Annotated in this window: 25 protein-coding genes; 3 read left to right on the top strand and 22 right to left on the bottom strand. The window is 40.7% G+C overall.

The features are described 5' to 3' along the window. Positions 1 to 19: 19 nt before the first annotated feature. The 4 genes from ESZ50_RS01080 to ESZ50_RS01065 all read right to left on the bottom strand — a co-directional run bounded on the left by ESZ50_RS01080 (position 20) and on the right by ESZ50_RS01065 (position 4822). A complete protein-coding gene (locus ESZ50_RS01080) occupies positions 20 to 772 on the bottom strand; it encodes an ankyrin repeat domain-containing protein (RefSeq protein ID WP_187387501.1) in 753 nt (250 codons plus the stop codon). A gap of 125 nt (positions 773 to 897) precedes the next feature. Beyond that, positions 898 to 2175: a chloride channel protein gene (locus ESZ50_RS01075; RefSeq protein ID WP_425473107.1), complete on the bottom strand. Its 1278-nt coding sequence runs from the start codon at positions 2173 to 2175 to the stop codon at positions 898 to 900. 134 nt (positions 2176 to 2309) lie between these two features. After that, the gene (locus ESZ50_RS01070; protein WP_148621749.1) at positions 2310 to 2843 is read right to left on the bottom strand and encodes an HdeD family acid-resistance protein; all 534 of its coding nucleotides are present in this window, start codon (positions 2841 to 2843) and stop codon (positions 2310 to 2312) included. Positions 2844 to 2956: 113 nt separating this feature from the next. Further along, complete coding sequence (locus ESZ50_RS01065; RefSeq protein WP_148621748.1) at positions 2957 to 4822, bottom strand: heavy metal translocating P-type ATPase; 1866 nt, start codon at positions 4820 to 4822, stop codon at positions 2957 to 2959. A gap of 168 nt (positions 4823 to 4990) precedes the next feature. Here ESZ50_RS01065 and ESZ50_RS01060 point away from each other — a divergent pair, with 168 nt between their 5' ends. Then, the gene (locus ESZ50_RS01060) at positions 4991 to 5323 is read left to right on the top strand and encodes an ArsR/SmtB family transcription factor (protein ID WP_148621747.1); all 333 of its coding nucleotides are present in this window, start codon (positions 4991 to 4993) and stop codon (positions 5321 to 5323) included. Between the two features lie 38 nt (positions 5324 to 5361). Here the strand turns inward: ESZ50_RS01060 and ESZ50_RS01055 are convergent, their stop codons facing one another. After that, positions 5362 to 5922, bottom strand: a complete 561-nt coding sequence (locus ESZ50_RS01055) for a hypothetical protein (protein ID WP_148621746.1) — start codon at positions 5920 to 5922, stop codon at positions 5362 to 5364. Positions 5923 to 6045: 123 nt separating this feature from the next. Continuing rightward, positions 6046 to 6189, bottom strand: coding sequence for a hypothetical protein (locus tag ESZ50_RS11550; protein ID WP_187387500.1), 144 nt, complete (start codon positions 6187 to 6189; stop codon positions 6046 to 6048). 384 nt (positions 6190 to 6573) lie between these two features. On the opposite strand from ESZ50_RS11550, the gene ESZ50_RS01050 reads away from it, so the two are divergent. After that, complete coding sequence (locus ESZ50_RS01050) at positions 6574 to 7173, top strand: recombinase family protein (protein WP_148621745.1); 600 nt, start codon at positions 6574 to 6576, stop codon at positions 7171 to 7173. A 40-nt stretch (positions 7174 to 7213) separates the two neighbouring features. On the opposite strand, the gene ESZ50_RS01045 is transcribed toward ESZ50_RS01050, so the two are convergent. From ESZ50_RS01045 to ESZ50_RS00970, 16 genes are all read right to left on the bottom strand, one after another. Further along, complete coding sequence (locus ESZ50_RS01045; protein WP_148621744.1) at positions 7214 to 7720, bottom strand: dihydrofolate reductase family protein; 507 nt, start codon at positions 7718 to 7720, stop codon at positions 7214 to 7216. A gap of 15 nt (positions 7721 to 7735) precedes the next feature. Continuing rightward, a complete protein-coding gene (gene folE, locus ESZ50_RS01040) occupies positions 7736 to 8320 on the bottom strand; it encodes a GTP cyclohydrolase I FolE (protein ID WP_148621742.1) in 585 nt (194 codons plus the stop codon). 93 nt (positions 8321 to 8413) lie between these two features. Beyond that, positions 8414 to 9004, bottom strand: coding sequence for a pentapeptide repeat-containing protein (locus tag ESZ50_RS01035; RefSeq protein ID WP_148621741.1), 591 nt, complete (start codon positions 9002 to 9004; stop codon positions 8414 to 8416). A 123-nt stretch (positions 9005 to 9127) separates the two neighbouring features. Beyond that, a complete protein-coding gene (locus ESZ50_RS01030; protein WP_148621740.1) occupies positions 9128 to 10315 on the bottom strand; it encodes an MFS transporter in 1188 nt (395 codons plus the stop codon). Positions 10316 to 10507: 192 nt separating this feature from the next. Beyond that, the gene (locus tag ESZ50_RS01025; protein WP_148621739.1) at positions 10508 to 11281 is read right to left on the bottom strand and encodes a class A sortase; all 774 of its coding nucleotides are present in this window, start codon (positions 11279 to 11281) and stop codon (positions 10508 to 10510) included. Between the two features lie 3 nt (positions 11282 to 11284). Beyond that, on the bottom strand, positions 11285 to 12526 hold the full coding sequence (locus ESZ50_RS01020; protein WP_222860777.1) for a WxLIP family cell surface protein: 1242 nt from the start codon (positions 12524 to 12526) through the stop codon (positions 11285 to 11287). Positions 12527 to 12817: 291 nt separating this feature from the next. Then, on the bottom strand, positions 12818 to 14668 hold the full coding sequence (locus ESZ50_RS01015) for an acyltransferase family protein (RefSeq protein WP_148621738.1): 1851 nt from the start codon (positions 14666 to 14668) through the stop codon (positions 12818 to 12820). Between the two features lie 149 nt (positions 14669 to 14817). Beyond that, on the bottom strand, positions 14818 to 15885 hold the full coding sequence (locus ESZ50_RS01010; RefSeq protein ID WP_148621737.1) for a DUF916 domain-containing protein: 1068 nt from the start codon (positions 15883 to 15885) through the stop codon (positions 14818 to 14820). Positions 15886 to 15912: 27 nt separating this feature from the next. Further along, the gene (locus ESZ50_RS01005; RefSeq protein WP_148621736.1) at positions 15913 to 17790 is read right to left on the bottom strand and encodes an autotransporter outer membrane beta-barrel domain-containing protein; all 1878 of its coding nucleotides are present in this window, start codon (positions 17788 to 17790) and stop codon (positions 15913 to 15915) included. A 16-nt stretch (positions 17791 to 17806) separates the two neighbouring features. Then, complete coding sequence (locus ESZ50_RS01000) at positions 17807 to 18361, bottom strand: hypothetical protein (RefSeq protein WP_148621735.1); 555 nt, start codon at positions 18359 to 18361, stop codon at positions 17807 to 17809. Positions 18362 to 18486: 125 nt separating this feature from the next. Further along, a complete protein-coding gene (locus ESZ50_RS00995) occupies positions 18487 to 19215 on the bottom strand; it encodes a WxL domain-containing protein (RefSeq protein WP_148621734.1) in 729 nt (242 codons plus the stop codon). A 39-nt stretch (positions 19216 to 19254) separates the two neighbouring features. After that, complete coding sequence (locus ESZ50_RS00990) at positions 19255 to 19629, bottom strand: hypothetical protein (RefSeq protein WP_187387499.1); 375 nt, start codon at positions 19627 to 19629, stop codon at positions 19255 to 19257. A 377-nt stretch (positions 19630 to 20006) separates the two neighbouring features. Then, positions 20007 to 20447 carry a peptide-methionine (R)-S-oxide reductase MsrB gene (gene msrB, locus ESZ50_RS00985; protein ID WP_148621732.1) on the bottom strand — a complete coding sequence of 147 codons (441 nt, stop codon included), beginning with the start codon at positions 20445 to 20447 and terminating at the stop codon, positions 20007 to 20009. A 244-nt stretch (positions 20448 to 20691) separates the two neighbouring features. Beyond that, on the bottom strand, positions 20692 to 21804 hold the full coding sequence (locus tag ESZ50_RS00980; protein ID WP_148621731.1) for a glycerate kinase family protein: 1113 nt from the start codon (positions 21802 to 21804) through the stop codon (positions 20692 to 20694). Between the two features lie 160 nt (positions 21805 to 21964). Further along, positions 21965 to 22735: a MurR/RpiR family transcriptional regulator gene (locus ESZ50_RS00975; RefSeq protein WP_148621730.1), complete on the bottom strand. Its 771-nt coding sequence runs from the start codon at positions 22733 to 22735 to the stop codon at positions 21965 to 21967. Between the two features lie 155 nt (positions 22736 to 22890). Next, entirely contained in the window at positions 22891 to 24921 is a 2031-nt protein-coding gene (locus ESZ50_RS00970) for a cation:proton antiporter (protein ID WP_148621729.1), read from the bottom strand. Between the two features lie 152 nt (positions 24922 to 25073). On the opposite strand from ESZ50_RS00970, the gene ESZ50_RS00965 reads away from it, so the two are divergent. Beyond that, positions 25074 to 25736, top strand: a complete 663-nt coding sequence (locus ESZ50_RS00965; protein WP_187387497.1) for a deoxynucleoside kinase — start codon at positions 25074 to 25076, stop codon at positions 25734 to 25736. The last annotated feature ends 161 nt before the right edge of the window (positions 25737 to 25897 follow it).

Genomic DNA, 25897 nt, shown 5'->3' with positions numbered 1-25897 from the left:
CGGCCATCCGATCGTTCAACTATTGATATGCAATTAATAAGGCGCGGATCGCCACATAATTATATTGATTAGCATAGTCTAAAGCTGTCTTTCCGTCATTATCTCTGATTGACTGATCTGCACCGTTCTCAAGTAAAATCCGCACAATTTCTTGGTAAGTTTCTGATCCGTCTCGTAAGGCGACTGCCTCAATTAATGCCGTGTAGCCAAAATTATTTTGGTGATTGATGTTCTCACGCCCATCTGCTAACAACAAGCGTACATTATCAATGTGCCCCTTCTCAGCTGCCGGTATCAGTGCATTCCCGCCAAACCGGTTATGAATCTGCTCGTCTGGTTGACTGTGTTCAAGCATGTAAGCTAAGATTTCAGTCCTTCCTTGGGCTCCTGCATAAAGATATGGACTGTCACTAATTTTATTTTGATAGTTAATATCCGCACCATGATCAATCAAAACCTTTGCAATTTGGACATCATTTTTCTGAACCGCAATTGCGAGCGCCGTATTACTTTCATGATCCACTTCATCAACCTGAACTGTTGAATTGGTTAGCAACTTTTTTACTCTATTTAAATCAGCCTGTTTGGTCGCCTCAAGCAGTGTCCCTGCAACATATTTTTTCATCTGTTCGCTTGTTCCTTTCTGCCGATAATATGATTTTGGAACGTTCTTATTCTGTGACGGTCCGTTTGGACGTAAGAATGCTAATAGTGTCAGCAAGACTAATAATCCAACAACCAAAATTATTAAAATAATTTTTCCTTTTTTCATTTGCCCCCTCCAATCAATATCTGCGAATTCACCTTGATTGTAATATAACCGCTTTGTTAAACGAAATTAAACGCTTACATCTAACAAACAAAAAAGTCGAACGCCAATGACGTTCGACAATAAGACTATTTAACTAATTTTGCAGTTGAAATCGAAAGCGCGACACTTAAACTAAGTGGCAACAGCGCTGAGTAATCCAAATGGCACACTTCAAAAATCATAAACAATGCCATCAAGGGCGCCTGCTGCGAAGCCGCCAACACGGCACAAGCACCAATCACAGCGCCCTGACTAACTGAAGCTCCTGGGACCAGCAAGATATAAGCAAAGGTTGCAATCGCTCCAAATGCGGCTCCTACGGCAATTGATGGTGTCAAGGTTCCACCCCAAGCACCGGCCTTAATCGTCAAGCTTGTTATGATGGCCTTCGCTAGCATTCCGAAAATCAATAGATAAACTAAATTGCTACTATGCGTCCCGATGGCTAACTGAGCCGTTCCACGACCATTCCCCATAATTTGAGGATAGATCATCGCAACAAGTCCCGTCAATCCTGCTACTAATGGTAATTGCCATAAAATCTGAGATCCTTGCGCCTTATTTTGTTCCGCCCACTGAAATGCACGTCGAAGATAAGCTCCCAATAATCCCCCCAAAGGTCCAACAACCAAAACAAAGGGTAACAAAATCAATGTGAACTTCGTATCGGCGACAAAATAATAGGGATGGAATCCCTTCAGAATCGAGCCAACCAACGTTGCAACTACTGACATTACAAGGCTGACCGCCACTGTTCGCTTATCGACCTTTTTCATCAAAATCTCAACGCTAAACATCATCCCTGTTATAGGGGCGATATACACTCCCGCAAATCCAGCCCCCGCTGCTGCTGCCACCAACAATCGCCGATCTGTTTGATCTAATCGATCAAGTTTCATCCAGGCTAGCAAGTCCAACCATTTTTGTGCGAGCATCGCTCCTGCTTCTCGGGGTGCCAATTCACGCCCAATCGATCCACCAGTCCCAACGAAAAAGATCTGCGTCATCACATGCACTACGGTAGCCCAAAAGGGCATCTCATTTCCATTCAACGCCTTATTAATGCCCACGGTTGGCTTAAAGTATTTCTTCAAAAGATACCAAGCTCCTGCAGCAATGAGTCCTCCTAATACTAAGGAGATTAGGCGTCTGCCAGACCAAACTCCCGTTGCTACCGGAACCAATGTTGTTTCTTCAAATCCCAGAAATAACTTTTCAACACCTTCAAGGAACAGACTCAACAATAATGAACTAAATCCAACGATTACTCCCAAAATCACGGTTGAAATACTTAAAACGAGTCCCGTATGCTCTTTTTTATCACTTTGCATCATATCTTCGTGCAAATTTTCGGTCAACTCCATGTGTTTCAGCCCCCAACTGTTTTTTCACTAACTGAAAGATTATAGTCCTCTCCTGTTTATGCTGTCAAACGTGATCCTGCACAAAAAAGCCACCTCAGATAAAACCTGCAGTGGCTGATCGTTTATATTAATTTTTAACGCCAAGTAAAATAACGAATTAGTTTAAAGATTCCAAGTACAAGTAACACGCTTCCCAGCAACGTCCAAAGTACCATTGCACCCCAAATTGGCGTCAATAGTAACATGAAACCTGCCACTAAACTCAAAATTGCTGAAAAAATTGTCCAGCCACGCGATGGAGTGAAACGTAACATTCCGAAGCTAACAAATCCTTCAACAACCCACGTCATTCCAACAAAAATCCCAATTAAGGCGAAGAAATATGTCGTTGCGGCAGCCAAATCAATAAAAGTAAAGATTCCAGCAATTAGGTACAATGCCCCCAATAATAAATGGCCAATCCGCGCCCAACCACTTTCGCCATCATCTCTGAAAACTGAACCCAAATAGCCCAAGCCAATCAAAATAAACGCAATTCCGATAAAAATGGCTGCAAGTGAGGCTGTGCGACCAGGCCAAAACAAGATTAATGCTCCAAAGACCACCGATAGCAATCCATCAATCCCGATTCCATTCCGCATCTTTTGCAAAAAACGATCTGATAACATAATAATCCCCTCCAGTTATGAATATACTTATATTATAACATTCCCAGACAAAACAATGCGTAATCATTAAAATCAAAAAAATTCAGCCCCATAGGAGCTGAATCCGTTTTAGCTTAATTTGAGCTAGTCTTCAATAACCGCAGACCATTTAAGATTACAAGAATCGTACTACCCTCATGGGCAAAAACTCCAAATGTGATACTGCTGATGCCCATAAAGTTCAATACAACTAGCGTCAACACGATTAGCATTGAAAAAATAACATTCTGCCACACAATCCGGTTCAAACGCTTCGAAACTCGATGTGCGTAAGTCAGTTTTTTCAAATCGTTTTTCATTAGTACAACATCAGCAACATCAATTGCCACGTCGGTTCCATCGCCCATCGCAATCCCAATATCTGCTTTAACCAAAGCGGGAGCATCGTTAACTCCGTCACCAACCATTCCAACCAAGCCATACTTTGCTTGAAGATTTTGCACAATCGCTTGCTTTTCCTCAGGTAGAACATCCGCAATTACCTCTTCTACCCCAACTAACTTAGCAACTGCCTCACCTGTTAATTTAGCGTCTCCCGTTACCATGATTGTCCGAATATTCTGTTCAGCCAGATAGGACACGGTCTCCACAGCGGCTTGATTTGGAACATCCATTAGACCAAGATAGCCAATCACCTGCTTATCACGTGCAACATAAATTACAATCTTGCCACTAGCAGATAAACTCGTCCGTTGCGCAATAATCGAAGGTTCCACATTCTCAAACAGGCTTGGTTTTCCAATTTGATAGTGATGGCCCCGGAAGTCACTCGAAATCCCCTTGCCTAACTCGCTTTTAATTTCTAATTCAACTAACTGACGATCATCGAGATATCGTACAATCGCGCTCGCCAAAGGATGATTAGCTTGATTCTCCATTGTTAAAATAATCTGACCAAGTTCGTCCTTATCAAGGTCCGCTTGTATATAAAAATCTGTCACTTCTGGCTGCCCCTTTGTAAGGGTCCCTGTTTTATCAAAAGCAATCGCCTTCAGACCGCTCAGGTTAGCAAGGAAACTGCCCCCTTTAAAGAGTACATTTTGCTTTGCCAAGTTCGATAATGCCGACAAAGTTGCTGGCACTGCACTTGCCGCCAACGCACAAGGTGAAGCCGAGATCAGAAATATGATACTTCGATAAAAGGTTGTCGTCCATGACCACCCCAGTAACATCGGCCCTGCTAAAACAACCAAAGGAAAGCTGATTAGAACCAACGTTACATATTTAGGCTCTAATTGTTTGATTTTTGAGGCTGTTTTGGTTAAATCGTTTTGTGAACTGTTAACCAGCTGTAAGATTTTTGAAAAGACAGTATCTTTACTCAGCTGGGTCGCGGTCATTATAAAGGTCGAATTTCCGTTGATCGTCCCCGCAAAAACTTCATCACCAGGTTGCTTTTCCCGCGGAATGCTCTCACCGCTAATCGCTGACTCATCAATAATCGCCGTACCACTCGCAACAGTCCCATCAATTGGTACTTGAGCGCCATTTTGCACCTGTAACTGATCGCCAATGGCAACATCTTCAACTGGCAATTCTAGAATGCGACCATCAGGTAGAACTTTACGTGCTTCAACCGGATTTAAGGCCAGCAACGCTTTAATTTCTCGCTTACTTTTTCCCTCTGTGTAATCTTCTAAGAAGTGAGCACCAGCAAAGATTAAGACGAGCAGTGCCGCCTCTTCAAATCGTCCAATTATGATTGCGCCAATTGCTCCTAATGACATCAACAGGTGAATATTTGGTGTAAAAGTTCGCCGTTTTTTCGTGTCAAAATAAGTGTCAGCAATTCCCTCTAAAATGATATGGTAGCCGGCCAAAATTGTCGCCAACAGGAACAGCATGTTGATATACAGACTGTCGCCTTTTATTAAGCTGATACTGAATCCGATTAAGAATAATCCTAAGCCCGCTAGGTATAATTTAACAGTCCTTCGCATAACCCTGCCTGCCTTTCCATAAAGCTACTTTTAAATACATTTGATTATATGAACACTCATTCATATATCTATTATATTACCACTTTTAAAGCGTTTTTCAAGATTCTTTTATCGAAAGGCAATTTACGGTATGATAGAAGTTAACACTTGAACTAAGGAGAAACGCTTGTGGATATTACAGAACATGAACAAAAAGTATTTGAACTAGAAAATGAAGCAATCGTTGCCCCAGAAGCTATTCCGTTGGCTAGTTTTTTCAAAATTCTTAGCGACCCAACCCGCGTGAAGATTATCCTTGCCCTTGGTTCAACTTCACTTAGTGTCAACGAGATTTCTACAATCATCGCTATGAGCCAATCGAGCGTCTCACATCAGCTCAGAATTTTAAAAGATCATAACTTTGTTCTTAGCGAACGATTTGGACAACAAATCCACTATACGTTGACGGATCGACACATCCTAACGATCCTCAATTGTGGTCTTGAACATATTAAAGAGTAAAAGGAGGGGCGCACCAGTATGCACCCCTCCTTTTATTATCACTTCCGTCGACTGTTTCGATCAGCTCGATGCGCCCCGCGACGAATCGTCAATCGAAACTCTGGTGAACGTAAATATAAAATCATCGTATAAGTTACGCTAGCACTGGTCGATAGAGCCCAAAAAGGCCACCAGTTAATTCCATTAATTTTCCTAAATGGAAACAACTCTTCCAGCATTAAACTCTTAGATTCATTAATCAACTCATTCAAATCAAATTGCGTATGTGCTATATAAAGATTAATGGCTAGTTGCCCCAATAAAAGTAGGATCCAACCGATCAAATATGGCCAGCCACCTTTGATTTTGACCCGTGCCTCACCAGCTTCACCGATATAAGGTGATAGTTTTGCAAAATTCCCTTGAATCATACCAACTACGATCCCAATCCCAATGATACCAATCACCCACGCTGGGGCTACCCTGCCATGACCAAGGCTTAATATGAACAAAACCCCTGTATAGATTGGTAATAACACATATTGATAGCGTTTTGGTCGCTCATAGCTAAATTGCTTTTGTATAAAATACAGTAAAATAAATAGAAAAACTGCCGACATCCCCAAATTCCCCCAGAAAAAATTATCTCTGCATATTATATGCTAATTAAGACAAAAAAACCTGGCAACTTAACAAATGCTGATGCACTGCAACCTCGGGATACCTAATTCCATATATGACCGTTAATTTCTTATATCTTGATTTTTCAACTGATGTTCCTCGATCTGTCGGTACATTACTTCAGACCGTGCCGCAATCTTTGTTAACGAAAAAGTTAACGTAAGCCCTAGCAAAACCACTAGCCCAATTATTATCCATCCCAACATACTTTCCTCCATTTCTCATCGAGTCAGCTACTTTAAAATCAGCATACAACGACCCTAAGAATTTTTAATGATTATTTTGGGCAAAACGAATGTAATTAATTAGGCAATTATCTCAACTTTATTTGATTATTTGCCCACGTCAGCCAGATTTTATTTTAAATTTAACAAACTAGTTCAGCTTTAATCTCATAAATATAACAGACTGGTCAATTATGTCTGCTAAAATTCAAATTAAGAAAAGATTTACGATTGTTTCCTATTAATGCCTGCCCATGCAATAGGCAAATGCTTTAAATTAAGACCTTTTTCGAAAATAAAAAGTAGTTCATCATCCAAATGTTCAATTTATAATGGATAATATTAATTTATTTTTTGGGGGTTATTATGATATATGGATATGCGCGGGTCAGTACTAAAGACCAAAACTTAGACCGACAGTTAAAAGCACTCAATGATTATGGGGTCGACAAAATTTATTCGGAGGCCGAGTCAGGGGCTGAAAATAATCGACCGCAACTCAACAAATTATTAAAGAAATTAAAGCATGGAGACACTTTTATTGTAATGAGCCTAGATCGCCTCTCGCGTGATCCAGAATTCCTGACAAAGATTATCGTGCTTCTCGACACACGTGGAATTCAGTGGCATGCATTGGATGTGCCAGAATTTGACGAGATTGAAAATCAACATACCCAGCGTTTTTTGCATTCAATTATCATCGAGCTAAAAAAATATTTGGCAGCTGAGGAACGCAAACGAATTCTAGAGCGTCAAAAACAAGGCATTGAAATTGCAAAACAAAAAGGACTTTATACTGGCCGCAAAATCCTATATGGTCCAGACGTCACCAACAAAAAACGCCAAAAACTATATTACGACATTGTCGATAAACTAAACGATGGTCAAACCATCTACTCCATCACTAAAGAACTTGGTTGCAGTAACACACTCGTTTATCGCATCCAGCGCGAATTGGTTAATTAATAAAAAATAGCTTCAAGTATAAGTAATTTTATACTTGAAGCTATTTTATTAAGTCATATTTCAATAATAAAGTTCCCTGATCATTAAGTTGTTCACACGATACCAACCTTAACGACTGTTCAATTTCCGCAGTTACCAAATGTTTGCCTGCTCCAAAAATGACTGGTTCAACCGTCAGCCAAAGTTCGTCCACGACACCAGCTTCTAGAAATAATTGATTAATCGTGGGGCCGCCTAACAAAAGAATCTGTTGATGACCTCGCTCTGCTAAGGCGGTAACAAGCTGATTCGCCGGCATTGCAGTATAAAACACCTGCTCCGCCTCATCATGGGACGTTGAAGACCTGTTTCTCGATAACACATAATGTGGCACATCAACAAACTTCTCGTCAAAGGTACCATGACCGACAATGATGCCATCACATTTGGCAAGTGTCTGTTGTAAATGAAGTTTATCTGCAGCTGAAGACCAACTACCAACACTCTCGTTAGCTCGACGTGCCACAATCCCGTCTAAACTAGCCACCATGACCATTACAACTCTCATCGCGATGTCCTCAACTTAATTTAGGTAGGTCAGTAAATTGCGATCGGCCCCACGAACCGCAAAAGTCTTAGTTGATGATCCGTGGGCCATTGCCCCACGAGCCGTCATGCATGAATGAGTTGCCTCAATCACCACCGCACATGCTTCAGGATTAAGAACTTCAAAAATGGCATCTGCTACTTGGGCTGTCAATCTTTCTTGAACCTGCAACCGTCGTGCGTACCCATTAATCATCCGTGGGAATTTTGACAACCCCGTTATTTTATCATTTGGAATGTACGCAACATGAGCAACTCCGTGAAACCGTGCCAGATGATGCTCACACAGCGACTCAAAAGGAATATCCTTAACAACAACGATGTCATGCGACTCAGCCGCAAATTGCGTTTCAAGATGCTTTCGTGGGTCTTCTCGATATCCTTGGCTATATTCAGCAAAAGCCTTTACAAAACGGTACGGCGTATCTTGAAGTCCCTCTCGATTAGGATCCTCACCTATTATTTCAAATAAGCTTTCAATCCCAGTTACAACTTCATCGATTTTCGTCTCATCCACTTCTGGATACAGTTCACCTAAATATGTTTTTTTTATTTGATCCATTTCGCTCAACCCCACTCGTCTAAGATACGCTTACCTTTGTATAGCTTATCATACACGTTTTTTCGCTTTTAAGGTAGCATCAGATGCTAGCTACTATTTTAGAATAATCCCCAGCAAACCGACAATTTGCTGAACTTGGTAAGAATTTAAAACCAGCCCTTGCACCATGTTTGGATCAAGCAATAATTCGTCGAAATCACTCGTAGAAAGATCAACTCCTCGTAAATAACTATCAACAAAATCGCTCCCATTTAAGTTACTATTTTGGAAGCAATTAATATCTTTAAACGTAACTGATTGAAAACTACTTTCAGTCAAATTACACTCTTTGAATTCACCATGTTCAATCTTGGCGCTATTGAAGTTACTATACATCAATTGCGAATTGCTAAACTTAACTGCTTTTAGCCTACTAGCAATTAACTCGCTTCCCATCATTCGGCAATTATCGAAAGTCGTTCGATAGATTACACTACTCTCAAATGTGTCATTCGAAAAATCAATATTTTTAAAAGTCACGTCTAACCATTCACTATCGGCAAAGTTTTGCTGTGCAAAGGTACAATGATCGAACGTAACATCAGCAATATAGATCCGTTCATTTGAGTAAGCAAAATCACAATCGACATAACAATTGCCAGTTTCGATTGCTGTAAAAGCTAGTTTCTGACCAGTAATTACCATTAGGTGGCCCCCTAAACCTTATTTATTCGCCAGCATAACACTAATTGTTAACTTACATAAGTCTTTAATTTTTGAAATGACTGTGCTAATAAAAAAATCCAGTTGCCTGGATTCCATTAAGCTTTATCCCTGATGCCGTCTTCTCTCAATCCTTAATAAAACTATCGTCAAAATTCCGCCAATCGCAATCATCAAGGCGCTAAACAGCGGAGTCATAGTCAGCGACCAATGTTGAATAACCTGTCCACCCAGTCCCGAACCCATCGTAATACCGACATTGAAAGCGGCAATGTTTAGAGCCGATGCCATTGTAATATCCTGCGGTGTAAATTCACTTGCTAATTGAACCAATGAGGTTTGTAGGCCGGGAACATTCATAAAAGCAAATAATCCCATCAAAAGCACATTCATCAAACCTAACCAATGATGCGTAGCCGTGAACATTAGTAGTAAAACCACGAAAGCTAAGATGATAAACATCTTTAGGAGGGCTTGTAAGGGTTTGACATCCGCAAAACGTCCCCCAAGTGTATTGCCGATTGCAACCATTAGGCCATAACCAATCAATATAATCACAACAGCCCCTGCAGACCATCCCATCGTTTGCTCCAAGATTGGCGCTAAGTATGTGTAAACCACAAAAGTTCCGCCATAACCAAACGCTGAAATTAGCAAAATTAATAACAGTTGCGGATTCCTTAATACACGACCAATTCCCCTTGCACTTGTCTTTCCCGGTGTTGGTAATTTCCGTGGAATCAAGTAATAATCTGCAAGCAATCCAATCACACCAATTAGACTAATGAAAAAGAATGACCACTGCCAACCAGCGATCTGCCCGATAAAGGTACCCAGCGGAACTCCTGTCACCGTTGCAACAGTTAGTCCTGTAAACATAACTGCGATCGCTGACGCCCTTTTTTCAGGCGTTACAACCGCAGCCGCAATCACTGAAGCAACCGTCATAAAGATGCCATGGGCAAAGGCCGCTAATACTCGTCCAAGCAAAAGAATTAGGAATGTTGGTGCCAACGCAGTTATAACGTTCCCAACAATAAACATAATCATAATAACTAGCATCAATCGATGCCGATTAATTTTACCGGTAAAGATCGTCAGCAAAGGCGCCCCAATCATGATTCCCGCCGCATAAATGGTTACTGTTAGGCCTGCCTGTGCCGTTGAAATCCCAAAACTTTTAATTAGCATTGGCATTAGCCCTACACTGATAAACTCTGTTGAGCCAATTGCAAATGCGCTGATTGCTAATGCAAATAAAGTAAACTTCGCTGATATCTGTCGATCAGTCATATAAATTCCCGCCTCATCTTTTAATTATTTCCAATGAAAAAACACTTACCTAAAGTACGTTTCCTCACTTGAAATCAACAAAAAATATCTTACAATTTATAAGCGCCCCTGCACAGTACCGACTATTTTGTTCTATAGGTACCTGGCGGTAATTTTTGTTAAAAAAAAGGAACAGCAAATGCTGTCCTTTTTTTAACGCTTTAATGATCGCCAGATAATAACAACCAAAATTAACCATCCCAGTAGGATACCAAGCAATGGTAACGTTGCCCGTTGCCAAAGCTCTTTACGGATATTTGCTTGATTTTTGGCGCTAGTTACCTTAAATTGCTCATCAAATTGTTTTGACGCCTGACCAGAATTTTCCAAATTAGCTTCAACTAAAATACGCTTAGGTGTCCTAGTTGCCGCCGAACAAGTTACCAAAGATAATTTTGATTCTGAACTATCTTGCACCTTATCAATCTCAGTCTCATTAATTTGTTCAATTTTATTGATCCGGTACTGATAATGCTTGCCTAAATAATCCAAATATATCAATTGCCCAACTTTCGCATTCTTCAGCGCTCCAAAATGTAAAGCATGGTATCCCATGTTATGGCCTAACAAAACAAAATTATGTTGCTCTGGAACCCGTCTTGGAAAGAGCGTAACTGCTCCCAAAGCCAAATTATTTGTTGTCAAACCTACATAGATATTATCAACCATTCCCAATGCCGGAATTGCAACTCGCCCTAACGCTGCCTGATTTTGATTCTGCTGGGCTTGGAGTTGCCAAATTGAAGCTGGCTCAATTGTTTCTGCTGGAGCAATTTTTTTCGGTAGGGTCTTTGTATACTGTACCGTTGTAGTTTGATTCAACCGAAATGCTTCATAGTTTCTTATAAAGGGCAAAGCAAACAGAATTGCCGCGATCGTGATTAAAACCAAAACTAATCCCGCTAATAAGCGATCTCTCTTTTTCATAAGTTACTCTTTTTCAATTAAACGTACTGACTTATGTTGCTTCAACATTTGCTTATATTCGCGCATTGTTGTCGTCCGTTGAATTACAATATCCTCGCCAGCTTGATTAGTCACGGCTTCCTCAATTGTGACCTCAGCATTATTCTTGCGACGCTTCCAAAGTACCAACCACAACCCTCCAGCTAATAGCAATAGTAGCAAGGCGATTCCAACTAAAATCGCAACCCAGTCAATATGTTGAATCGTAACATCCTTTTTGTTCAAATCACCAGCTGTCTTATCAGTCACGGTGAACTGTTTATCAAACTTCCAACGATATTGATAAGTTGTTTCTTTCTTATCAAATTCTTTTGTCTTGTAATTTGCCTCGCCATCCTTATAAGCATATACCGTCATCTTTAAACGATATTTACCAGCGGCTAATTTTTTCCCATCGCCTAACGAAATTGGATAATCAAAGTTACTATTTGGTGCCATTTGCATGGAATTGTTTTTCGATTCATACAGTAACTTGTTATTCGATGCCGAGTAAACTTTAGCCGATATTGCCATCTGATTGACGTAAACAGGGAGTGGGTTCTGCAAGTTTGCATTAATTACATTTCGATAATTAACCTGTGCGGCTTGAACTTTATGTAATTTCAGCCCCTCGCTTTCGACCATCTTTGTTGGGAAAACATTATTTAATTCATTTGATTGTCGCATCAACAAGCCCAGTTGAAATCCATAAATATTCTTGACTGCGGTCGACTTTGAAGTATTCTTCTGATTCGCAGCATCTGCAGCTTGATCAGAGAATGTTAGACCACCAGCGATGATTCCAGGATAGTCGGCATCTGGCATCTTAACCCGTACGACGACATCTTTACTTTCACCCGACTTCACTTCGACTTCCTTTGGAAACTCAACCAAATCCGCCATGTTATACTTCAAGGTTTTATCTGCTTTAATTTTGTTCGCACCGTATTCTACAACACCGTTAATGTTCGTTGTAGCACTTGCAACCTTAGTTGTAATTGTAATTGTCTTACCACTATTGTTGGAATACTTTAGATGCAAATCCTGTACCTGCCCCGGCTGCATTAAGAGATTAAAGAAACCATCCTTATCGTTGACTTGATTATCAGGCAAAGTTGGTTCAACAGAAAATGTCAATTGATTTGCCGATGCACTCTGCAGACCAGTTAGCCCAAAAGTTAACACCATTCCTAAAGCCATAAATAATTTCAATAATTTTTTCAACATCCCATACTCCCCTTTATTTACATTTAATTTGACCTTCTCCGGTCGCTTGCAAGTAACCCCCATAAGCTCTACAACAGTTAGTCAAACCCCAAAACGCCTAACTTGCTTACAAATACACCCAACTATTCCATAGAATAGCTCAAGGAAGCTCTTAATTTACCCGGCATTTCCTTATCATTATATCATCATCTATATGACAAATGTCTGCCCGATCTATGTTTTTTCCGCAAAAAAATCCAAGTAACAATTCATAAATCAATTGTTACTTGGAAATCATTTTAGATAGTCCGTTTATTTAGGGACAATCGCATTAGTAACTACTTTTGTATACACAATCTCGCCGGCCCCATTTGGATGAACTTGATCAGCATAAAACCATTCTGCGTGTTGCACGCTCGCCTGGTTCCAATTAATCACATGCAAATTCTTATATTGCTTGCTAGCATCTATCAAGGCTTGATTTACTTGATTTTGCCAGCGTTGGGCTGGTGCATGGACGTTAACCCAATAGACCTGGCGCTTTGAACCGACCAATGTCATAAATCGATCAAATTGTTCACTAGTCCACGCTCCGTTAGTACCTAATGAAACCAATACCGTATCATCGAGCTTTTTCGTTTGCACCAAATCGGTCAAAACATCATACGAACCATATATTTGCCGACCAACCTCAGCATTAATATTCATTTTCGGGAAAACCGTTTGTAATTGTTGAGCAGATGCCAGAACAACTGAATCGCCAATTGCTGTCACATCCTTATTTTGTGCCGCGGAAACCTGTCGCGTGGTTAAACCAAACTTCTGAGCAGTCTGCTGAATCGCCGCACTATCTTGGCTAGAGGTACTACTTTGCACGTCGGCATGCTTTTTAATTAACTGACTATTAGCTTTAATCTTTGACTGCAATTTACTAGCACTTGGTTTTTGATTTCCTGTAGCTGGCAGTGCAATTATTATCAGCATACTGACAATTAATCCTGACCAACCGTAAACCTTTAGATTGATACCTGTTCGCGCAGGATGCCGGTAAGCCGACCTCGTATTCTGCCACCATTCGCCTAATGAAAGTCGCGCACTTGGCCGCTCAATCAGCCGATATGACAATTCACTTGCAAGTAGAATAATTGCTAGTTCGAGTAGAGCATGAAAAAAAGGATGATTTCCAACATCAATCTTCGCTTCATAGAAAATCATAATCGGAAATTGCCATAAGTAAATTCCGTAACTGCGACTACCAATATATTTGAAGAATGAGCCCGTTAAAAGGCGATTCATTCTACTTGCTGGATGCACGACTAACATCGTCAAACTGGTAACGATAATAGTAAACAAATACATCCCGCCTTGATATACAAGTGGTTGTGCATCATTTGCAACCAAATAACTTAATATAATCAATCCCAAGCTGACCATCCCAACTCGGTCCAGCATTTTACGATTTCCCGCTGGGATTCCCACTTTCAACTTGGTACTTGGCCATATAAATGCCAAGGCAGCTCCTAGAAGGAGACTGAAGGCTCTTGTATCTGTTCCATAATATACTCGACTAGGATCTGTACCAGGATGATAAAGAACTGCCATTGCTAAAGCACTAATGATACTCAGTCCGATTAGGATTCTAAAAACTATTCGCGCTTTTTTGACCAAATATGTTAACCCGACAAAAATCAATGGCCACAATAAGTAAAATTGCCCCTCAATTGATAAGGCCCAGATGTGCTTGAATGGAGACTCATTCCCAAAACGATCAAAATAACTGCTCCCTTGCAAAATCTGCCAGATATTATTCACATAGAAGGCGCTTGAAAGTACTGCCCCTCGCAAATGCGTCAACAGATTTTGCTGGAACGCTACAATATAGAGTGTGCTTGTCGTTAAAACAAAAATCAATAACGGAAATAATCGTCTAATTCGTCGTTGATAAAATTGCCTTAGATTGATTTTCGTGTACTGCTCTTGCTCTTGTTTTAACAAATCTGTAATTAAGTATCCTGTTAAAACAAAGAAGATCACTACCCCTAAATAACCACCCGGCAATGTGGTTGGTGATAGATGATAGATAATCACTCCTAATACGGCCAAGGTTCGCATTCCATCAAATCCGGTGATGTACCGTGAGCCCGCCAATCGCTGCTTATTCATACTTTCCCTAACCTAATAACTTCCCTTAATTTAACCCCAAAATTCAAATCCTCGATAATAGTTATTATACGATTTTAAGGAAGATATAACTATGAATTAGTAAATATTCTTTGCAAAGACCTATATATTATAAGAATTGGCATTAGCGACTAATGATGCCCATGCTTCTTACTCAGATATAAATAGATACCTACCAAAATGATTAACAGACTCATTCCGCCAAGACCCCACAGCCAATAATTCTCTACCAGCGTATTCTTTAAATGAATTTTTTGACTGAAATCATCTTTGTCATTGGTAATGGTAATCGTTTCCTTAACTTGCCACATCTGCTTTGAATCATCTTTAACTAATAGATCAATTCTATACTTTCCCGCTGGCAATTTTTCGCCATGATCAACAAGTTGTAGCGCGAACTTTGCTTGTGGAACAATCGTACCATCCTTCAGATTAATTTTTGCAACCGTCTGATTTGCTTCATTCTTAACCGTTCCAATTGCACTGACGCCCTTAATGATTGCATTAGTCCTATTAGTTAGGTTAATAATGAATTTATTATTGTGCGTACGCCGTTTTACTTCTAAATTGGTGAAATTCAAGTTCGCTTGACCTACTTTATCTGAACCCTGCAATACAATGGCATACGTATAATTAAAGACATTCGTGACAGCCGAGTCGATTGACTCAGCCGCTTCACGCGTAACACTTAAACCGCCAACTGCAAGACCAGTAAACGCTTGCTTAGGGACATTAATCGTCAGTGGCACAATTGCGACCTCGTGTGGTGCCAACGTGATCTTATACTTTGAACCTTTATGATCGCCAATTGATGTAACCTTCTCAAAATTAATCGGTGTCGCACTAGTCAACAACTTATATGCGCCTTCCCCACGCTTGCCATAGTCAACTGTTAAATTCTCATTTGTAACAGCCTGATTTACAGCCATATCAAACTTAGCTGATTCCTCACCATTAACAATCTTTACATGAATGGTTTGCTGCTTGCCAGGATTTGCCCGCATCCACCAATATGTAACATCCGATTTTATTTGTTGTTGATCCATAACCGGCTCAACGCTAAATTTGGTTGTACTTTCAGTGCTCTTTTGTTCCGCCTTAGTCGCGTCCCGCCTGGTAATTTCAGCCGCATGCGTCCTCGAATAAAATGTTAAAACACTTAAAATCACCGCTAATCCAATTCCTATTTTCTTTAACATATATCCTCCCCCAAAAAATAGCCTTGATTAGTCACTACCTGGCCCATTTACTATCGCATATTGAATCTTAGCATTCTCACTTTCCTGAACTTTCAGGGAGTTTTTGGCCTTCAATAGCAGCCCAGCATTCTCCGGATAATTGAATTGATAGTTTCCCCCTGCCATTGTCATAGTTACATTGCTTGGTAAGTTACTATCATCATTAATTGTCGCAATTTTAAGGGGATTGTCAGTTAGCAATACCTCCTGATCATCGCCTTTATTCTTCCAATAATAGTCTGTTGCTCCAACTGTCTCATTAGATAATTGGCTAACTTGAATCTCAAAATTAGGGCTTACACCACGATCATCTGCAAAGTTCAAATTCATTTCAGCGTTACCCTTGATTAAATCACTCCAATCACCGTTCAACGGCAGTTCATTCAATTTGACATCAAATGTTCGATTGATATCTGAAGCGTTTATCCCCATCCCTGTTGGCTTGAACCATTGAATAAATTTAGCCGTTTTTAGGTAATTTAGGTCACTACTATTATATTCAGTGGGCGTCATTGCTGCAGAACTGAAAGTTCCATCAGTCGACCCGGTGGTAACCCGTTTCCAAAGATCGTTCGTCTGATTTGACCCGCTATAGTCCGTCGAGGCGTGTAGTCGGAGTCCAGCTCCGTTAATCTTTATTGGTAAATTAGTTGTACTTGAAAAAACTGTGCTTCCAGCCGATTTTAACGTAACACTTTCCGCGTCATTCACGTTCATAGCTGAACCTGTCCTTGGTACACCAGAGACTAGTGCACGACTTGTATTCAAATTATCGAATTCAATTTTAGAATCTTTCCCAAAATTCCAAACTACACCATTAGCAAATGTATCGGTATTGATGCTTCCACCACCGGTTTTGACTTTGAATTCACTATTATCACCAACGTTCAGCGTCCAGGCAGAAAATGCAGTAGACATAAACCAATTCGAATTTCTGGATGCTGTTTTCTCGGTACCATTAATAATAAATGCCGCGTTGTTTCCAATATCCCAAACTAGGGGTCCACTATTCCCATCATCATAATACATCGTATAAGTTCGGTCCAAATTCCAAACCAGTTTTGCATTATCATGCACCTTGATTGTATTACCAGTATTACCATAGGCGTAAATCGGTTGATCATTTCCCCAAGACTGCGTCAAGGTTGTTGTCCCACTAACAACCTCAACGTTATAGGCACCCTGAATCCACTCTCCCTGATTATCACTTCCTGCGTCATCTGATCCTTCGATAATCGAGAACGTATTCGTTCCAGACAATTGAATCGTACCACGGTCATTACGCAAAGGTGATGCCCCTGCATTGGTAGGACCATTCCGATATGCGACGTTGTGATAATTTGTTTGAACGGTTGCCGTACTCGTAATCGGAAAGATTCCATTTGCATTCGCATTGACAACCTTTGCATTCTCAAGCTTTAAAACCGTTTGATTAGTCGTACTCGCTGAAGAACTATAAAATCCAGCCGTATTGTCTCGTCCAATCCCACTTGATGCAGTCGCGTTATTCCCAGCATACAAGGTGTAATCATTTCCGCGAATTGTTACGCCAACACCTTCAACAACCGCCACACCTGTACCAAAACTTGATTCACCGGCAACATCGCCGATCAGGTTGAATACGACTTGTTGCGTCCCAGAGCTTGATACTCCTTTGTAAGTATCAAACATATCTTTCCATGTATTAACGTTATAATATTTTGCACCCACTGTGCCAGTGATCTTTCCATCTTCGTCGACCACATATCCCGGCGTTGAAGCATCTCCAGGTGTGGTAGACAAGTCATTCGCACTAACATAGTTAGCACCACATAGTGACAAAAACATTATGCATAATCCCAATATCATCTGTTTATACAATGTCATCTCAGCCCCCCACTAATTAATTTCCAATCCCAGCAACCAAACTATGCGTAATAGTCGCCTTGTATTCAGTACCAGTCGTAATATTATTATGACTTGCTAAATTCATGGTCGCATCAATCTTGCCACTTCGAATCTGTCCGTTTGCATCCTTACTACCGGTTGCTACTTTAGCAGCTTGCTTGAAAACATTGACCTCGAAACTCCCTGTCAGCTGGCCATTCGCTGAATCCTCAACCGAGATTAGGAAATCATTTATTGGCAAAACATTACCTTCATTACCGGACTGTTTAAAGTCACTGACCATCGTTTGAATCTCATAGCCAGTATCATCCCCGCGTAAATCGACGACTGTATACGTCTGATCAGCAACTGCCTTTAGTTGATAAACATTATTTTTAACCGTTCCAAATTTAAAACTAGGTATCTCAGTTAAAGTCAGCGCATCGTCCGCTGTGCTTACCTTAATCGTCGCGGTTCCAATTCCCGACGTTTCCGCCGCCGTACCCACCGTCGGTATTGTCATAATTCCGGCAATCATCGCCGACAATATCCATATTAGTTTATTTCTCACCTGATAGCCCCTTTCCATAACATCACATAAAAAAAGGATCAGACAGCATTGCTGACTCATCCTTTTAATTCGCCCATACTTACTGACAAATCAATAAGCGCTTCCTGTCTGCCGTGTGTGATAGTTTAATTAGGAATTTCCGGTGTCTGTGCTAAGTTCCACTTCAAAGTCGTTGTATAAGCTCCGAGGTTCTTAGTCGAGGCCCCTGGAACTGACAATGAAATTGCGCTTGCGCCATCAGTTTCGTTATTTCCATAACGAGTAACCCAAGTTCCTTGACCCTGATCAGCAGCGGCAGTTGTCACAACTTGTTCTTGATCCTTGACTAAGTCAAACGATCCAGTTGCAGTTGGCGTACCCGCATTGGAGTTTGTCGCTGTCAAAGCGTTTCCACTACCAAATGAGATTTGAGCACCAACCAAGGCATCTGACCCATTCATAAAGTCGCCGACCTGCGTAACCTTGAGTTCCCATCCCTTATTGGAACCAGTATTATCAGTCACTTGAACGTAATTTGGCACGCTCTTATCTGCTCCTTCGCTATCCTTACCCTTGGTTAGCGCTGCATAATATGTCTTGTCAACTGAAGTGATTTTTTGCGTTCCAAAATCTAATGATGACGCATAATCAATTGACAGTGGTCCATCCGTTCCAGGTTGCGCTGGATTCTCCGGCTCAAATGGATTGTCTGGATCCGTCGGATCAACTGGATCAGTTGGATCCGTATTTTCGGTAAATGTAACTGTAGCGTTTGACGAATAATCAACTGGTGTGACAGCTGCCGAAACAGCAGCTCCCTGTGCTAACAAAAATGTCGATAAAACAAATCCACTTATTAAAATTGTCTTTTTCATTAGTATCTCCCCATCTTCCTAGTCGTTAAGTGCTAACTGCTAATATTTTCTTAGTTTTAAAAGGATAATGCTAACCCCCGCCAAAGTAATTGGTAGGGTGAGATCCGCTAGTAATGAATTTGCCCCCGTACTTGGCAAACGCGGTTGCGAATTCTCAACATTAGCGTGGTTATAAAAAGGATTTTTTTCATCCTTTGGATTATAAACGGGATCCATTTTTGGTTCTTCTTGATTGCCAGCTGATTCATTAATGAAACTGACCTTACCCGTACTCTCATAACTTACATCAGCCAAACTATCTGCATGAAGTGGTCCCGCCATGAACAATCCTAAAATCAGCATGAAACCTGCTGCTAAGATTCGCTTTGGCAAAACTAACTCCTTTCCCATGTTAACGTTTTGAACGTCAATCATTTAAGTTCCTAACTACGTGTCGACCTGATTAAGCTTTACTTGGGATAAAATTTAATCATGTTAGACCGCGCAATTTTCAACCACCACTTTTAATTGGCACATATTCCATCAATCACCCCTCCCCAAAATTGCCCTTCCTTTTTGCTATATCTAATTCTTACATTTGCTTAAAACCATTCTATGACCCTTTTTCTAATGGTTTATGAATTATACAGGCCATATTCATAGTTTATTCAAATTCATGATCAGCATATTTTTATTAACTAAAAATAAGAAAAAAGCTCCTAATGTTATTCGATCAATTACTAACTGTAATCAACCATTCCTAACATTAGGAGCATATTATTATCTTAGTTTATTAAAGCGGTCTGCCTTGGTTAATCAAACAGTGCTCGATATTTTCCATATCCCGCTTTCTCAAGCTCGTCTTTTGGAACGAACTTTAGTGCCGCTGAGTTAATGCAGTATCGTAAACCACCTGTCACTTGTGGACCATCATTAAATACATGTCCCAGATGCGAATCTGCATCTGTCGATCGAACCTCTGTTCGCACCATTCCAACCGAAAGATCCTGCTTATTTTGAATATCAGTTTCATCTAATGGTTTAGTGAAAGATGGCCAACCACAACCTGCATCATATTTGTCCTGTGAACTAAATAGTGGCTGTCCGCTGACAACATCCACGTAAATCCCTTGATCATAAAGATCGTCATATTGATTATTAAATGCCGGCTCCGTCGCATTATGCTGGGTCACAGCATATTGCTCAGGTGTCAATTTCTCACGTAACTCTGCATCAGATTCCTTTTTGTACATTCTATGCACCCCCATAACTAATTGTCACTGAATCGATCCGCTTAATTTTGACTATCGATGCCTCCTCTAAAGGTCGTCCATGCTGAAATCGGACTTCCTCTGTTAATTACTATACCACCAATTTGAGCATATGTTACAATATTTCGCTTACTTTTTAGCAGTTCCTTTTGTTGGGTAATCTAAAAATTGATGCCAATTAACTAGCAAATAAATTGCCAACATCGACACCAATCCAAACCAATCTTTAATTTTTAAACCGTGTTTTGAAAACATTGGCCGCCAGGCTCTGCATGTTTGCCAATGTATATTGCTTATCCATCGCCTGATCAAGTGGCACAACTTCTCGTTGGATGGAATAAATTGCCAAGAGAACTTCATTCATCATACCAAGATCGTCACCTAGTGCACCACAAAATGCGATAATTGGTAATCGCTTGCTCTCTGCACGTTTTGCCATTCCATAAGGGACTTTACCATTTGCCGTTTGAAAATCCATCCGTCCCTCGCCTGTAATAATCAATTCACTTCCATTAAGCCGTTCATCGAGCTTAATCAATTGCGCAATTTTCTGGAATCCCGGCTCAATTTGACCACCTAAAATTGCAACAGCTCCACCTATTCCACCAGCAGCTCCGGTACCCTCGATAGCCTGCAAATCAATTTTATATTTATCGCGAATAATACGCACTACTTCTTGAGAAAGGTGATTCTGCTTCGCTAAAAGTGCATCATCGCCACCCTTTTGTCGTCCAAAGAATTCTGCAAAACCTGATGCGCCAGCATAAACATTCGTTACATCTGCCAAGGCCGAGATTTTAATTCCTGAAAAACTAGCCATCTTACTCAAATCAATATTTTTAAAGCCCATCAACCGATTCGTGCTGAGCTCCTGCGGATCATTCGTAACTTCCGCCCCTAATCCGACCAATAAACCTAACCCGCCATCGCTCGTTCCACTTCCCCCAAGGCTTAAGATGATCTCACTGACGCCGCGGGTCTTTGCATCCAACATCAATTTTGCTAAACCAATCGTCGATGCTGTACTGATTGTCGAAGGACTTGGCGCTACCTTATCGATACCCACAACATTAGCGACCTCGATAATTGCTATCTCACCAGCTAGTAAATACGTTGCCTCGATAGTTCGGCCAAGTAGATCAAGTGTCGTTACTGACACCAACTGTCCACCTAAGCTAGCTTGTAAGGCCGAAATTGTTCCCTCACCGCCATCGGCAATCGCAACCATGTCTACATTCGCTTCTGGCATCACTTCTTGAATCCCTTTTTTCACTGCAAGGTTTAGCTCGGCCGAGCTTGCAGAACCCTTGAATGAGTCAATTGCTACAACAAATTTCATGACCATCTCACCTAATAATTTTAAACCTTTCAATCAGTTTAGCTTTTCAACAAGCATGTCCGATTCCCACTAACTTAATCATCTTAATCTAAAAACCTGATTAGTATATATCTTATTCTGCTCTTTCAACTCAAAAATTCCAAAATCCTAGACAAAGGACTTATTGCACACTTGCTCCCACACGTCTTAAGTATTTGGTCATATACAACTCAAGAACCATATCCGAAATCGCCATTAAGAAAACACGACTTGTAATATCATAGTTATGATAACTATTTGCAGTCATCTTTGCCGTAATACCGACCTTGGCAAGCTGATTAAGTCTGTTTCGTTGAGAGTTGGTGATCGATAAGATTGTCGCGCCTGTTTCAGATGACTTTCTGGCAGCGTTAATAATGCTTTCCGTTTCCCCTGATTCAGAAAGAAATATAACTACATCTTTCGAGGACAGCAGATTTGGCAACAAGTCCAACATGTGATTTTCATACACATAAATTGATGCCCGGTCTAATTGATACAAATGTTTTGACATATATTCCGCCAGTGGCTTCGTTAATCCAACGCCAATGATGAAGATATTCTTAGCATGGTGAATCTCACTAACAAAGTAGTCCAATTTATCTGACTTGATGTTTGGCATTACATCATTAAAGAAACATTGATATTGGCCTAATAGGTCAGTCTGACTATCATAGCTCGTCAAATTGATTAAGCGTTTTACCTCTCCTTTGAATTCACTAAAACCACTAAATCCTAACTTTTGAGCAAGTCGAATTAATGTCGAATTAGATGAATTCAACTGTTCTGCCAGTTGAGTTAAATTCAAGTTTGTCGTCACTTCTGGCTGATTGTCCAAAGCAAAAAAGACTGCTCGTTCGCTATCTGTTAAGTTCTTAATATGAGTCTCGAAATTTTCAATTAAAACTCCCATAACAATTCCCAGGTCACTTTCAGTGTTTTACACTACGAAATATATATCAAGTCTATCAGACTGATTTTACCATACCCAAGAAAAAAAGACCGGCCAAAATATTTATGAGGTTATTCACGTCATAAATATCTTGAATCGATCTCTTAGTATGCAAGCTAGAAAATTCTCCGACTTGCCTGTTTCGGATCTAATTCATTCTGCTGCGACTGCCAAACTTGCGCCTCTGCAATTTCTTGAATCAATTCATCACCAATTGCCTCATCCATATCGCCACTATAGAGCTTTCGAAGGACGTAGGTCATTTCCATATTCAGGGCCTTCATCACATCCGCTTTTTGGATATGAGTATGATTTAAGGCTCGCAACATTGAAGCATGTCGGAAAAGGTAAATGCTAAGGATTCGATGCCACGCTTCACGGACTTGCAAATCAGTTGCTTGTGTTTGTTGCTCACGAAGCCATGCAATCATATGTTCTGAATTATTATTCGAAATCATCCGCCATTGTTCTTGGTAATGGGCCGTATTCTCCGCTTGTTTTTCGGTTCGTTGTTCTACTGTCATATCGGACGTCAAACCTTGATTACGACTTTGCTTTGAACGGTAGTTTAACAACATCCGCTCGATCATTACCCGCATCGAACGCCAAGGCGCAAAGGATAATTCTTCCGCTAACATGAGCTCAATTAAAAAGTGATAGTTGTGCTTTACATTATCATCAATTTCCGGCAAACCCTGCACATATTTTCTAGAAATTCGTGCTGTTTTCCGCAGCAAATGATTGAAAATTGCCTGGTCAGATGAAAAACGATTTGGTCGAACTTGTGAAGTAAGATACTGCACAATCCCCAAATAGACTTCCTCAGGTAATGCCTTTGCTTGTAACTGCTCCTTCATCACCGACAACATTGCCTGTCGCGCCAATTGTAAGTCACTTTCAGTCATGGTAACTTGCTTTTGCTTTAGGAGGAAAGGTAGCACTAATGTGGGGACGATCAAACTCAGTAGAATAACTAAGGCCGCTGCAACCACCATTGCATCCCGGTATGGAACCGTAGCGGGAATACTGAATGCCAACGCTAAAGTTACGGCACCGTGCACTCCAGCCAACGAGAATGTAATTGCGTTCTGGCGGCGCTCACGGCTTCGCTTAGGGCCGATTAATTCAGCCCAGGTTTCTTCCCGTCGATGATACGCAAAGAGCCCACGAGTTAGTAGCATCGCAAGATACGCAATCACAGCAAAGGCAACCGCCCACGTCAACAAACGATTCGACAAATTACCCATTAATTCAATTACGTATAACACATTCATGCCCAGCAAAACGAAAACAATATCATTTAACATGCTCGACATAACTTCCCACAAGCTTCGACTAATCAAACTTTCGTGCACGAGTGAGAGCCGTAAGCGCATTGAGCGTCGAACTTGGAAAAGTGCCGCCACAACAACCGCTAAAATTCCTGATACGCCGAACATCTCTGCTGTTGCATAAGCAATAAATGGCGTTAAAATCATGATTGGAATGGCCGAACTAGTCGTATCGCTGGTTTTGGCGGTCACAAAGTCAACTAATATATATAGTAAGAACCCTACCACAACACCAACAATCACTCCACCACCAGCTACACGAAGTAAATCAATAACTCCGGTTACAACGGATAAATGATGTGCTTGGACACCCGTCAGTGCAATACTCATCAAAACCAAACCAGTTGCATCATTAAACAGTGACTCATATTCCAGAATGTTTCGTGTCCCCGTTGGAACATCAAAGTTCTCTGTAATTGATGCTGCAGCAACCGCGTCCGTTGGTGTAATTATTGAAGCAATTAACAAGGCCAATGGAACCGAGTGTTCAATTGAGACTTGCATCCCAATCACCGTTGTCAAGCACGCCGTTAAGATCACCAATGAACCAGCCAAATAAATGATTGACCGCAGATTCTTACCAACCCGAAACGGATTCATCCGCTGTGCGTCGTAATATAGAATTGGTGCAATAATAAACATCATAAAAAATTCTGATTCCAACTCCGTATGCTCACGAACAAATGGAATCAAGGACAACAAGAAACCAACGCCAATTGTGATAAATGCCTTTGGAATCTTTTGGACCCTTGCTGCAAAAATATTAGACGTAATCACGCCAAGAATAATAATTAAAATGGTGATAAACCATGCCATAAATGTACTTCCCCAATCAACCCATTTTTTCTTTCGTCTTTTCAACTTCGTATATGTTAAAATTATTTAGTTATCACTGTTTTTCCGTACGATTCACAGACTATTTTTGTAATCGTTCAGCATTTTTAAACATCGTATCTTTGGAGGATCTCATGGCTATCTTACTAGCAGCACCAATTGGTGCTGGTAAAACAACTGTTTCCGATTATTTAGGCAGCATTCTGGGCTCACCGGTCGTCCACGAATCCGTCGGCGACAACCCGATTCTGCCGCTCTATTATCAAGATCAAAAGAAATATGGTTTACTTCTGCAAATGTATTTCCTACAACGACGCACCAAAGATCTGATCTCAGCCTATGCGATTGAGTCAAATACCGCGAAACATGTTATCTCAGATCGCAGCATCTATGAAGATGCTTCAATTTTTGCCCGTCAACTTTTTGATAATCATTTACTTGAAAAAGAAGAATACGATGTCTATCTGGAAAACGCAAATGTGAATATTCAATTACTTGATTTATTAAGTTCCCAAGATCAAACAAAGCAGGATCTATTAATCTTTTTGGATCCACCATTCGAACGTACACTTGCACAAATTAAAGCCCGCGGTCGTGATTTCGAGCAGTTTGATGGTAATCCCGAGCTAAAACAATATTACCGTGATATCTATGACCGCTACCAAGAATGGTTTGCCGAATATCAACGAACTCCTAAGATCAAGTTAGTTGATTTCAGCGTTGACACACACGAGGATCGCGTCAAGTTATACAATGATATTTCCCAAATGGCCCATTTTGTTGGTGTCGATATTTAAAATGCCCCTACAAGCCAGTCCGTTCCTTTCATTTAGGTAGGCGGATTGGCTTTTTTGTCATCCCATCAAAAAGGCTGGGACAATGAAATTGCCCCAGCCCATCCAAAGTTCTCTTTTTAACTTCAAATCAAGCTCTTCAACATCAATTACATCTATTTTAA

Source organism: Weissella muntiaci, assembly GCF_008107635.1.
GTDB classification, from domain to species: domain Bacteria; phylum Bacillota; class Bacilli; order Lactobacillales; family Lactobacillaceae; genus Weissella; species Weissella muntiaci.
The sequence above is the reverse complement of the archived record's forward strand: the minus strand, read 5'-3'. Positions and strand labels throughout refer to the sequence as shown.

Coding starts and splice junctions, on each gene's coding strand:
- ESZ50_RS01005 (WP_148621736.1), bottom strand. CDS start 17,790: ATGACATTGTATAAACAGATGATATTGGGATTATGCATAATGTTTTTG.
- ESZ50_RS00965 (WP_187387497.1), top strand. CDS start 25,074: ATGGCTATCTTACTAGCAGCACCAATTGGTGCTGGTAAAACAACTGTT.
- ESZ50_RS01035 (WP_148621741.1), bottom strand. CDS start 9,004: ATGGTAATTACTGGTCAGAAACTAGCTTTTACAGCAATCGAAACTGGC.
- ESZ50_RS01030 (WP_148621740.1), bottom strand. CDS start 10,315: ATGACTGATCGACAGATATCAGCGAAGTTTACTTTATTTGCATTAGCA.
- ESZ50_RS01015 (WP_148621738.1), bottom strand. CDS start 14,668: ATGAATAAGCAGCGATTGGCGGGCTCACGGTACATCACCGGATTTGAT.
- ESZ50_RS01050 (WP_148621745.1), top strand. CDS start 6,574: ATGATATATGGATATGCGCGGGTCAGTACTAAAGACCAAAACTTAGAC.
- ESZ50_RS00995 (WP_148621734.1), bottom strand. CDS start 19,215: ATGAAAAAGACAATTTTAATAAGTGGATTTGTTTTATCGACATTTTTG.
- ESZ50_RS01055 (WP_148621746.1), bottom strand. CDS start 5,922: ATGTCGGCAGTTTTTCTATTTATTTTACTGTATTTTATACAAAAGCAA.
- ESZ50_RS11550 (WP_187387500.1), bottom strand. CDS start 6,189: ATGTTGGGATGGATAATAATTGGGCTAGTGGTTTTGCTAGGGCTTACG.
- msrB (WP_148621732.1), bottom strand. CDS start 20,447: ATGTACAAAAAGGAATCTGATGCAGAGTTACGTGAGAAATTGACACCT.
- ESZ50_RS01020 (WP_222860777.1), bottom strand. CDS start 12,526: ATGTTGAAAAAATTATTGAAATTATTTATGGCTTTAGGAATGGTGTTA.
- ESZ50_RS01045 (WP_148621744.1), bottom strand. CDS start 7,720: ATGAGAGTTGTAATGGTCATGGTGGCTAGTTTAGACGGGATTGTGGCA.
- ESZ50_RS00970 (WP_148621729.1), bottom strand. CDS start 24,921: ATGGCATGGTTTATCACCATTTTAATTATTATTCTTGGCGTGATTACG.
- ESZ50_RS01010 (WP_148621737.1), bottom strand. CDS start 15,885: ATGTTAAAGAAAATAGGAATTGGATTAGCGGTGATTTTAAGTGTTTTA.
- ESZ50_RS01025 (WP_148621739.1), bottom strand. CDS start 11,281: ATGAAAAAGAGAGATCGCTTATTAGCGGGATTAGTTTTGGTTTTAATC.
- folE (WP_148621742.1), bottom strand. CDS start 8,320: ATGGATCAAATAAAAAAAACATATTTAGGTGAACTGTATCCAGAAGTG.
- ESZ50_RS01075 (WP_425473107.1), bottom strand. CDS start 2,175: ATGGAGTTGACCGAAAATTTGCACGAAGATATGATGCAAAGTGATAAA.
- ESZ50_RS00980 (WP_148621731.1), bottom strand. CDS start 21,804: ATGAAATTTGTTGTAGCAATTGACTCATTCAAGGGTTCTGCAAGCTCG.
- ESZ50_RS00975 (WP_148621730.1), bottom strand. CDS start 22,735: ATGGGAGTTTTAATTGAAAATTTCGAGACTCATATTAAGAACTTAACA.
- ESZ50_RS01070 (WP_148621749.1), bottom strand. CDS start 2,843: ATGTTATCAGATCGTTTTTTGCAAAAGATGCGGAATGGAATCGGGATT.
- ESZ50_RS00990 (WP_187387499.1), bottom strand. CDS start 19,629: ATGATTGACGTTCAAAACGTTAACATGGGAAAGGAGTTAGTTTTGCCA.
- ESZ50_RS01065 (WP_148621748.1), bottom strand. CDS start 4,822: ATGCGAAGGACTGTTAAATTATACCTAGCGGGCTTAGGATTATTCTTA.
- ESZ50_RS01080 (WP_187387501.1), bottom strand. CDS start 772: ATGAAAAAAGGAAAAATTATTTTAATAATTTTGGTTGTTGGATTATTA.